This window comes from Phenylobacterium sp. (genome assembly GCF_030698145.1).
Classification (GTDB): domain Bacteria; phylum Pseudomonadota; class Alphaproteobacteria; order Caulobacterales; family Caulobacteraceae; genus Phenylobacterium.
The window spans coordinates 1-9,610 of record NZ_JAUYNW010000004.1 but is presented as its reverse complement, the minus strand read 5'-3'; the positions used below and the strand labels follow the sequence as shown (position 1 = coordinate 9,610).

General features: G+C 69.3%; 9 protein-coding genes. 2 read left to right on the top strand and 7 right to left on the bottom strand.

Features of this window, described 5'->3' with window-relative positions:
- A partial coding sequence (gene uvrA / locus Q8Q77_RS00215; RefSeq protein ID WP_305579961.1) for an excinuclease ABC subunit UvrA occupies positions 1-2,268 on the bottom strand: 2,268 nt, incomplete at its 3' end.
- Positions 2,269-2,530: 262 nt separating this feature from the next.
- Here uvrA and Q8Q77_RS00210 point away from each other — a divergent pair.
- On the top strand, positions 2,531-3,100 hold the full coding sequence (locus Q8Q77_RS00210) for an OmpA family protein (RefSeq protein WP_305579959.1): 570 nt from the start codon (positions 2,531-2,533) through the stop codon (positions 3,098-3,100).
- 126 nt (positions 3,101-3,226) lie between these two features.
- On the opposite strand, the gene Q8Q77_RS00205 is transcribed toward Q8Q77_RS00210, so the two are convergent.
- The 4 genes from Q8Q77_RS00205 to ada form a co-directional block, all read right to left on the bottom strand.
- Positions 3,227-4,453, bottom strand: coding sequence for a dipeptidase (locus Q8Q77_RS00205; protein ID WP_305579957.1), 1,227 nt, complete (start codon positions 4,451-4,453; stop codon positions 3,227-3,229).
- 62 nt (positions 4,454-4,515) lie between these two features.
- Positions 4,516-4,986, bottom strand: coding sequence for a DUF1203 domain-containing protein (locus Q8Q77_RS00200; protein WP_305579955.1), 471 nt, complete (start codon positions 4,984-4,986; stop codon positions 4,516-4,518).
- A gap of 18 nt (positions 4,987-5,004) precedes the next feature.
- Positions 5,005-5,736, bottom strand: a complete 732-nt coding sequence (locus tag Q8Q77_RS00195; RefSeq protein ID WP_371130374.1) for a 2OG-Fe(II) oxygenase — start codon at positions 5,734-5,736, stop codon at positions 5,005-5,007.
- Positions 5,733-6,788 carry a bifunctional DNA-binding transcriptional regulator/O6-methylguanine-DNA methyltransferase Ada gene (gene ada / locus Q8Q77_RS00190; protein WP_305579953.1) on the bottom strand — a complete coding sequence of 352 codons (1,056 nt, stop codon included), beginning with the start codon at positions 6,786-6,788 and terminating at the stop codon, positions 5,733-5,735. Before ada ends, Q8Q77_RS00195 begins: the two co-directional genes overlap by 4 nt.
- 252 nt (positions 6,789-7,040) lie before the next feature.
- Between ada and Q8Q77_RS00185 the strand changes: the two genes are divergently transcribed.
- Positions 7,041-8,624: an ABC-F family ATP-binding cassette domain-containing protein gene (locus tag Q8Q77_RS00185; protein WP_305579951.1), complete on the top strand. Its 1,584-nt coding sequence runs from the start codon at positions 7,041-7,043 to the stop codon at positions 8,622-8,624.
- On the opposite strand, the gene Q8Q77_RS00180 is transcribed toward Q8Q77_RS00185, so the two are convergent.
- Both Q8Q77_RS00180 and Q8Q77_RS00175 read right to left on the bottom strand, forming a co-directional pair.
- Positions 8,621-9,046, bottom strand: coding sequence for a PaaI family thioesterase (locus Q8Q77_RS00180; protein ID WP_305579949.1), 426 nt, complete (start codon positions 9,044-9,046; stop codon positions 8,621-8,623). The two genes, Q8Q77_RS00185 and Q8Q77_RS00180, sit on opposite strands and share 4 nt — an antisense overlap.
- A gap of 8 nt (positions 9,047-9,054) precedes the next feature.
- On the bottom strand, positions 9,055-9,552 hold the full coding sequence (locus Q8Q77_RS00175) for a 6,7-dimethyl-8-ribityllumazine synthase (RefSeq protein ID WP_305579947.1): 498 nt from the start codon (positions 9,550-9,552) through the stop codon (positions 9,055-9,057).
- Positions 9,553-9,610 lie beyond the last annotated feature (58 nt).

Sequence of the window (9,610 nt, the reverse complement as noted above, 5' to 3'; positions counted from 1 at the left end):
CCCGTCGCCCTGGCAGGCCTCGCAGCGGCCGCCCTTGACGTTGAAGCTGAAACGGCCGGGCCCATAGCCGCGCGCCTTTGATTCCGGCAGGCCCGCGAACCAGTCGCGGATCGGCTGGAAGGCGCCGGTATAGGTGGCCGGGTTCGAGCGCGGCGTGCGCCCGATGGGCGACTGGTCGATGTCGATCACCTTGTCGAACATCTCCAGCCCCTCGATCTTGTCGTGGGGGGCGGGCGCGTCCGAGGCGTTGTGCAGCCGCCGCGCGGCGGCCTTGTAGAGCGTCTCGATGGTGAAGGTCGACTTGCCCCCGCCCGACACCCCGGTGATGCAGGTGAAGGTCCCGGCCGGGATCTCGGCGGTGACGTTCTTCAGGTTGTTGCCGGTGGCGCCGATGACCCGCAGCATCTTCTTCTTGGAGATCGGGCGGCGGTCCTGCGGCACCTCGATCTCGCGCACGCCCGACAGGTATTGGCCGGTCAGGCTGTTGGGATTGTCCATCACGTCCCGGGGCGTGCCCTGGGCGACGATCTCGCCGCCGTGGACGCCCGCGGCCGGACCCATGTCAATGACATAGTCGGCCGTCATGATCGCCTCCTCGTCGTGCTCGACCACCAGCACTGAGTTGCCGAGGTCGCGCAGGCCCTTGAGGCTTTCCAGCAGGCGGGAATTGTCGCGCTGGTGCAGGCCGATGGAGGGCTCGTCCAGCACATAGAGCACGCCGGTGAGCCCCGAACCGATCTGACTGGCCAGGCGGATGCGCTGGCTCTCGCCGCCCGACAGGGTGCCCGAGGCGCGCGACAGGTTCAGGTAGTCCAGCCCCACATTGACCAGGAACCGCAGGCGATCCTTGATCTCCTTCAGGATCCGCCGGGCGATCTCCATCTGCTTGTCGGTGAGCGAGCCCTCCAGACCGGTGAACCACTCCTCGGCATGGCGGATCGAGAGCCGGCTGACCTCGCCCACATGCTTGGCGGCGATCTTCACGGCCAGGGATTCCGGCTTCAGGCGATAACCGTCGCAGGCCTCGCAGGGGGTCTCGGACTGGTAGCGGCCCAGCTCCTCGCGCACCCAGGACGAGTCCGTCTCGCGCCAGCGGCGCTCCAGGTTGGGCAGCACGCCCTCGAAGGTCTTGTTGACCTCGTACTTCCGGGCGTTGTCGTCATAGATGAACTTGATCTTCTCGGTCCCCGATCCGTAGAGGACCACGGTCCGCGCCGCTTCCGGAAGCTTCCACCACGGCTCGTCCATGGAGAAGCCGTAGTGGCGCGCCAAGGCCTGCAGGGTCTGGGTGTAGAGCGGGGAGGGGCCCTTGGACCACGGCCCGATGGCGCCCTTGTGCAGGGTCTTGTCCTTGTCGGGGACCACCATGTCGGCGTCGAAGGCGAGCTTGGCCCCCAGGCCGTCGCAGACCGGACAGGCGCCGTAGGGATTGTTGAACGAGAACAGCCGCGGCTCGATCTCGCTGATCGTGAAGCCCGAGACCGGGCAGGCGAACTTCTCGGAGAACAGCAGCTTGCGCGGCTCTTCCTCGCCCTCGGCCTTGTCCGCCCACTCCGCCACGGCGATTCCGTCGGCAAGCTTGAGCGCGGTCTCGATCGAGTCGGCGTAACGGGTCTCGAGGCCGGCCTTGGTCACCAGCCGGTCCACGACGATGTCGATGTCGTGCTTGAACTTCTTGTCGAGCACCGGGGCGTCCTCGATCGGATAGAACTCCCCGTCGATCTTCAGGCGCTGGAAGCCCGCCTTCTGCCACTCGGCGATCTCTTTGCGGTACTCGCCCTTGCGGCCACGCACCACGGGGGCCAGCAGGTAGAGCCGCTCGCCCTCGGGCAGCGCGGTAAGCTTGTCGACCATCATCGAGACGGTCTGGCTTTCGATGGGCAGGCCGGTGGCCGGCGAATAGGGCACGCCGACGCGGGCCCACAGCAGGCGCATATAGTCGTGGATCTCGGTGACGGTGCCGACCGTGGAGCGCGGATTGCGGCTGGTGGTCTTCTGCTCGATGGAGATGGCCGGCGACAGGCCCTCGATCAGGTCCACGTCGGGCTTGCTCATCAGCTCCAGGAACTGGCGCGCATAGGCCGAGAGCGACTCGACATAGCGGCGCTGCCCCTCGGCGTAGATGGTGTCGAAGGCCAGCGAGCTCTTGCCCGACCCCGACAACCCGGTCAGCACCACCAGTTCGCCGCGCGGAATGTCCACGCTGACGTCTTTCAGATTGTGCTCACGCGCCCCGCGCACGCGGATGAAGTTAAGCTGTTCGGCCATGTTTTTCCGGAAACGAAATCCGCCCCCTGCGCTCAGCGGGCCCCGCCTAATGTAGTTCCGAGACTCAGCGATAACACAGGAACATTATGCGAACAAACGTCGCATGCGAGGTTATCGCCCGGTCTCCCCGGGAGTCCTAGCCCGTCGGCGCGCCAAAACTTGTCAGCAGTGTTGTCAGCAGGGCGTTGGTCTGGAACCCGACGCCGTCCCAGGGCTTTAAACGTCAATTGCGGTTCGCTCGAACCGCGGCGGAGAGACCGACATGATCCAGCGTGCTTCGAAGATCGTCATCGCGGGAGCGATGCTGCTAGGTGTTGCCAGCCTCGGCGGCTGCGCTACCAAAGGTTTCGTCAATGAGCAGGTGGCCATCGTCGACAGCAAGGTCACGGCGCACGATGCGCGGATCGCAGGCGTGGACGCGACGGCGCGCGAGGCGCTGCAGCGGGCGGACGCCGCCGGCAAGCTGGCCGAGGGCAAGTTCGCCTATTCGATGGTGTTGTCCGACGACAGCCTGAAGTTCCCGGCCGCCAAGGCGACCCTGTCGCCCGAGGCCCAGGCCCGGCTCGACGCCTTCGTCGAGAAGCTCAAGGCCGACAACCGCAATGTCTATGTGGAGATCCAGGGCCACACCGACGCCAGCGAGTCCAAGGCCGGCGCGTATCGGCTGGGCGAGCAGCGGGCCGAGGCCGTGCGCCGCTATCTGAGCCAGAAGGGCGTCGCTCTGAACCGTATCGGCACCATCTCCTACGGCGCCGAGGCGCCGGTGGCGCCCAACACCGACAAGGCCGGCCGCTCCGCCAATCGCCGCGTGGTCCTGATCGTCCTGTCCTAGGGGACAGAACGCCTAGCCTTCCCGCCGTTCGTAGCGGGGTGGCCGCTTCTCCAGGAACGCGGTCACCCCCTCGGCGAAGTCGCCGTCGAGGCTGCTCAAGATCTGGTTGCGGTCTTCCATGGCGCCCTAGGAGCCCTTCAGCCGGTCGGCTTCCTGGAGCACGCGGAGCGCGTTGCCGCCCCAGAACTTGGCCAGGTCTTCCTTGGTGAAGCCCGCCTTGACCAGCCGCTCGGTGAGCGCCGGGAAGTCGGAGACGTCGTCGAAGCCCTCGATGCCGCCGCCGCCGTCGAAGTCGCCGGAGATGCCGATGTGGTCCTTACCCGCCACCTTGGCCGCGTGCAGGATGTGCTTCATCAGGTCGTTGAGGGTGGCGCGGGGCAGGGGATATTTCGCGTCGATGGCGGCGCGGGCGGCCTTGTAGGCCTCGCGCCTGTCGGCCGGCACGTCGCGAGGCGAGCCGTAGGCCTTGGTGAGTTCCAGCAGGGCCGCGTCGCGCTCGGGGATCTTGGGCACGTCCATCATGTAGCCGGTGAAGGCGTTGATCTGGATCACACCGCCCTTGGCCGCCAGGGCGCGCAGGCGGTCGTCGTCGATGTTGCGCGGGTGGTTGTAGATCGCCTTGGCGCCGGTGTGGCTGAGGATGATCGGAGCCTTGGAGAGGGCCAGCATCTGGTCCAGCACCAGGTCGGAGGAATGGCTGGCGTCCAGCAAGACCCCCAGGCGGTTGGCCTCGGCGACGAACGACTTGCCCAGCGGGGAGAGCCCGCCGAACTCGGGTCCCTTGGGGTCGGTGGCGCTGTCGCCCAGGTCGTTGTTGGCGAAATGGATGGGCCCCATCATCCGCACGCCCATGTCATAGAAGGTCTTCATCAGGGTGAGATCGCCGGCCAGCGGCGCGGAGTTCTCGATGCTGATATAGGCGAACCGCTTGCCGGCCTTGGAGATGGTCTCGGCGTCCTCGGCCTTGGTGGCGAGCGCGAACAGGTCGCTATTCCTGGCCACCAGCTTGTGAATCACCAGGGCCCGCTGCAGGGCCAGGTCGCGGTTGGCGGCGTTGGCCGCCGGACCCCTTGCGCCCTGGGGCGTGAAGATCACGAAGAATCCGCCGTCGACCCCGCCCTCGACCATGCGCGGATAGTCCACCTGGCTGCCGTCGGAGACCTCGTGGCGGGCGCGGATGTCGAAGCCGGGAACCGCGGCGTTGGCCGGGGTGTCGAAGTGAGTGTCCAGTACGATCAGGTTCTCGTGCAGGACCTTGACGGCGGGGCTGACGCCCGACGAAGCTGCGGGGGCGGCGAGCGCCGGCGCGGCGCTCGCCAGCAGGACCGCGAGCGGAAGACCAAACTTGAACACCAACGCTTCTCCCCGAAATGACCGGGGCGAACCTTCAGTGTTCGAAGCACCGTTCGCAAGCCTCAGGCGCGGTCAATCCGCGCCGCGAAACAGCCGCGGCCCGCATTGTGGGCATGCAGGTAGGCGACCTGGGGATTGGCGAGCATCCGCTCGATCACCGGCGCCAGGTCCGCGCCCGGCGAGATCTCCGCGGCGGTCATCATGCCCGCCTCGTCATAGGCCCGCAGCGCGATATGGGGCCGCACGGCGAGGCATCCGGGGATTTCATTCGCCGCGCGGCGGGTCTGCGTCGCGCTCTCGTTGACGAAGATGGCGTGACGCGAGCGATAGGGCGTCTCGGCGGGCTGGTGCTCGTAGTTCAGCAGCAGCAACGTGTCGCCCGCCTGGGCGTCCTCCAGGGTGATGCGGCAAGGGAAGCCGATGGCGGCGGTGGCGGTGTGGCGCACGATCCCGCGCGCGGTGAGATCTGCGTCGGAAAGGCCGAACAGCGGACGGAAGTCTTCGACCGGCAGGCCGGTGACGACGAAGGACATGGCTTTGCTCCGGAAGGTCTAGAGGGCGTCGTGGAATATGACGCCGAGCGTGTGGCGATGGCCGCTGCGCACTTGGCTGACGCCGTGGCGCAGGTTGACCCGATAGGTTCCGCGCGTGCCCTGCACGGGCCGGTGGTTGACGGCGAAGACCAGGGCGTCGCCCTGGCGCAGGGGCGCGACCTCGACGCGCGACTGCATCCGCGGGCGCTGCTCGGTCAGCACGAACTCGCCGCCGGTGAAGTCCGCGCCGGGCTCCGAGAGCAGGATCGCCACCTGCAGCGGGAAGACGTGCTCGCCGTAGAGGTCCTGATGCAGGCAGTTGTAGTCGCCGGCCTCGTACTGCAGCAGCAAGGGCGTGGGCCGGGCCTGGCCCGCCGCGCGGCAGCGGTCCAGGAACGCGGCGTGATCGTCGGGGTAGCGCACCGCGATGCCCATGGCCGCGTTCCAGCGGTTGGCGAGGCCGGTGAGCCGCGGATAGATCGCCGTCCGCAGCTCGGCCACCAGGTCTGGCAGGGGATAGGCGAAGTAGCGGTACTCCCCGCGCCCGAAGCCGTGACGGCCCATGACCACCCGGCTGCGGAAACCGGCCTCCTGGCCATAGAGCCCCGCCACCGCGCGGCATTCGTCGGGGCTGAGCAGCCCCGGCAGGACCGCGCTGCCCTGGGCGTCCAGGGTGGCCAGCGCCGTGGGCCAGTCGAGGGCGCCGACGCGGCTCTCGACCGACGGCGGGGAGAGGGCAAGCGCGCTCACGCCGCGGCCTCGCGGTCCAGCAGGGCGCGCTTGCGCTCCACGCCCCAGCGATAGCCCGACAGCGCCCCGTCGGTGCGCACCACCCGGTGGCAGGGGATGGCCACGGCGATGTGGTTGGCCGCGCAGGCCTGGGCCACGGCGCGGACCGCCTTGGGCGAACCGATCCTGGTGGCGATGTCCAAGTAGCCCGCGGTCTGACCGGCCGGGATGTCGCGCAGGGCCTGCCAGACGCGCTGCTGGAAGGCGGTGCCGCGCACGTCCAGCGGCAGATCGAGGCCCAGCCCCGGCTGCTCGACGAAGCCCACGACCTGGGCGACCAGGGCCTCGAATTCCGGATCCGCCCCGACCAGGACCGCCCGGTCGAAACGGTCCTGCAGGTCGCGGGCCAGGGCTTCGGGATCGTCGCCCAGCAGGATCGCGCAGATCCCGACCTCGGTGGCCGCCACCAGGATGGCGCCCAGCGAGCACTGGCCGATGGCGAACTTGATCGTCGCGGCCTCGCCGCCGGCCCGGAAGCGCGTGGGCGTCATGCCCAGCACCTGGGCCGACTTGGCGTAGAAGCGGCCGCCGGAGTTGAAGCCGGCGTCGTAGATGGCCTCGGTGACCGTCTCGCTGGAGGTGAGCGCCGCGCGCACCTTCTGGGTGCGGTGGGCCTCGGCATAGGCCTTGGGCGTGACCCCGGTCACCGACTTGAACACCCGGTGGAAGTGGTAGGAGCTCATGCCGGCCAGGCCCGCCAAATCGGCCAGGCTGGGGACCTCCTCGGCGGCCTCGATCGTGCGGCAGGCCTCGCCCACCATGGCGGCGTGACGCTGCGCCATCGGCGGCTCGTCGGGGCGGCAGCGCTTGCAGGCCCGGAAGCCCGCGGCCCGCGCGTCGGCGGGGGTCAGGTGGAAGGCGACGTTCTCGCGCCGGGCGGGGCGGGCGGCGCAGGAGGGTCGGCAAAACACGCCGGTGGTGCGCACGGAGTAGAGGAACGCGCCGTCGGCGGCGGGGTCCTTGGCGATGACGGCGGCCCAGCGGCCTTCGTCGGATTGGGTTGCGATCTGCATCTCGGTTGCTCCATCGATCGTGTGCTCGATGGGATAGGCCTTCGAAAACCGCGGCGAACTCCGCCTCTTGCTTTCAAATCCGCCTCCGTGCGTCCCGCCGCAAGAGCCCGCCGGACGTCGTGTCCGAAAACCGCGAATTGCGATGGCTCGTAGGACCGACTATATCCGCCCGACTGTTGAAGGAGGCCCCGACCATGGAACGCGCACCGGACACCCGCTTCGTCCCGAACGCCCCCCTGTCCAAGGTCGACCATGCCCAGCTTCGTCACGCTCGACGGCCTCTCGTTCAAAACCCCTGACGGCCGCGTCCTCTTCGACAACCTGACCCTCGCCTTCGGGGCCGAACGCACCGGCCTCGTGGGGCGCAACGGCGTCGGCAAGACCACCCTGATCGGCCTGATGCTGGGCGAACTCGCCCCGGCCTCGGGATCGGTGAGCGTGCGCGGCCGGGTCGGGGTCCTGCGCCAGGCGGTGGCCCCGCCGCGAGACGCCAGCGTCGCGCAGGTGCTGGGCCTTTCCGAGGCGTTGGCGCGGCTCGCCCGCATCGAGGCGGGGGCCGGAGGCGAGGCGGATTTCGCCGAAGCCGACTGGACCCTGGAGGCGCGGCTGGACGCTGCGTTCGCTCAGGTGGGGCTGGCGGGGCTCGATCCCCGGCGTGCCGCGGCGTCGCTCAGCGGCGGGCAGGCGACCCGCGCGGCCCTGGCCGGCCTGCTGGCCGCAGAGCCTGATCTGCTGCTGCTCGACGAGCCCACCAACAATCTGGACGCCGAGGCCCGCGCCCTGGTCGCCGAGGTCCTGGCCGGCTGGAAGGGCGGAGCGATCGTCGTCAGCCACGACCGGGCCCTGCTGCGCCAGATGGACCGCATCGTCGACCTCTCCAGCCTGGGCGCGAAGGTCCATGGCGGCGGCTATGACGCCTATGAGGCGCGCAAGGCGCAGGAGGAGGCCGCCGCCGTCCGCGACCTGGCCGAGGCCGAGCGGGCCCTGGCTCGGGTCGGCCGCGAGGCCCAGAACGCCCGCGAGAAGAAGGCCCGCCGCGACGCCGCCGGTAAGCGCGCCGCCGCCAAGGGCGACGCCCCGAAGATCCTCCTCGGCGCCAGGGCCGAGCGTGCGGAGAACTCGGGCGGACGCGCCAATCTGCTGGCCCAACACCAGACCGCCGAGGCGGGCGCCGATCTCGCCGAGGCCCAGGGCCGAGTGGAGCGCCTGCGCCGGCTGGCCTTCGACCTGCCGCCCTCCGGGCTCGCCGGCGGCAAGACCGTCCTGGCGTTCGAGCAGGTGGGGTTCGCCTGGCCTGGCGGGGCGCCTCTGCTCTCGGGCGTCTCCTTCCGGATGACCGGCCCGCGCCGTCTGGCGGTCACCGGTCCGAACGGCTCGGGCAAGAGCACCCTGATCAAGTTGGCGGTCGGCGACCTCTCGCCGAGCCAGGGCTCAGTGACCTCCGGGGTCCGCGCGGCGCTGCTGGACCAGCGCACAGACCTGCTGCGCGACGAGGAAACCCTGGTCGAGGCCTTCCGCCGCCTGAACCCGCCGGCCAGCGACAACGCCGCCCGCGCCGCCCTGGCGCGGTTCCTGTTCCGCAACGTGGCGGCGGCCAAGACGGTCGGCGCGCTGAGCGGCGGCGAGCGGCTCCGCGCGGCGCTAGCGTGCGTGCTGATGTCGGAACATCCGCCGCAGCTCCTGATCCTGGACGAGCCGACCAACCACCTTGATCTGGATTCCATCGCAGCCATGGAGGCGGCCCTGCGCGGTTATGATGGCGCCCTGCTGTTGGTCAGCCACGACCGCGACTTCCTCGACGCCGTCGGCGTCGAGGAAGAGCTACGGCTAGGCTAGACGGCCTTCTTGAGCACCCGGAACACGGCGTTTGCCCGGGCGCAGGGTTCGCCGTCGGCGGTGACGAAGGCCTGGGCGAAGGACAGTGTCCCGCCGGACTTGACGAAGACGGTGGCGAACTCCAGCCACTGGCCGACCCGCGCCGTTCCCAGGAAGTCCAGGGTCAGGTTCACGGTCACCAGGCTGGCGCCGCCGCCCAGCCGCACGCCGCAGGACAGGCCCATGGCGTTGTCGGCCAGGGCGCTGATCAGCCCGCCGTGGACGAAGCCGCGGCTGTTGGTGTGGGCCGCCTCGGCCACCAGGCCCAGGATCACCGCGTCGTCCGTCTTGCGGCTGTAGAGCGGCTCCCAGGGGTCGGTGAGCGGGCTCTGGCGGTAGTGCCGCTCGAAACCGGGCGGGACGGTGAGGGTCTCGTGCGTCATCCTCGTCCTCACGCCGCCGCCGCCAGCCGGGCGAGGCTGTGCAAGGTCTTGGCGCAGGCCTGGGCGGCCTCGGCGCCCTTGACCAGGAAGTGCTCGCGGAAGAAGGCGCGATGCTCGTCGTGGTCATGGAAGTGGTGCGGCGTCAGCACCACGGAAAACACAGGCACCTCGGTGGAAAGCTGCACCTGCATCAGGCCAGAGATCACCGTCTGGGACACGAAGTCGTGGCGGTAGATGCCGCCATTGACCACGAAGCCGGCGGCGACGATGGCGGCGTAGCGGCCGGTCTTGGCCAGGGTCTGGGCGTGCAGCGGAATCTCGAAGACGCCAGGGGTCTCGAAGCGGTCGATGGAGGACTCGGCGAAGCCGAGCGGGCCGATCTCGGCGATGAAGCCCTGATAGGCGTTGTCGACGATTTCGGTATGCCAGCCCGCCTGGATGAAGGCGATGCGGGCCTGGCGGAAGGCGCCGTTGGCGGTGGGGAGTTCGTAGGTGACTTGGGTCATGGTCAGTTCCCTGATCGGGGTTGGAACCACGACTCAGGGAGACGCCGTCGACCGACTC

What these genes read in the sequence shown, in the direction of transcription:
- Q8Q77_RS00210 (WP_305579959.1), top strand. Translation starts at nt 2,531, where the DNA reads ATGATCCAGCGTGCTTCGAAGATCGTCATCGCGGGAGCGATGCTGCTA.
- Q8Q77_RS00185 (WP_305579951.1), top strand. Translation starts at nt 7,041, where the DNA reads ATGCCCAGCTTCGTCACGCTCGACGGCCTCTCGTTCAAAACCCCTGAC.
- Q8Q77_RS00200 (WP_305579955.1), bottom strand. Translation starts at nt 4,986, where the DNA reads ATGTCCTTCGTCGTCACCGGCCTGCCGGTCGAAGACTTCCGTCCGCTG.
- Q8Q77_RS00180 (WP_305579949.1), bottom strand. Translation starts at nt 9,046, where the DNA reads ATGACGCACGAGACCCTCACCGTCCCGCCCGGTTTCGAGCGGCACTAC.
- Q8Q77_RS00175 (WP_305579947.1), bottom strand. Translation starts at nt 9,552, where the DNA reads ATGACCCAAGTCACCTACGAACTCCCCACCGCCAACGGCGCCTTCCGC.
- ada (WP_305579953.1), bottom strand. Translation starts at nt 6,788, where the DNA reads ATGCAGATCGCAACCCAATCCGACGAAGGCCGCTGGGCCGCCGTCATC.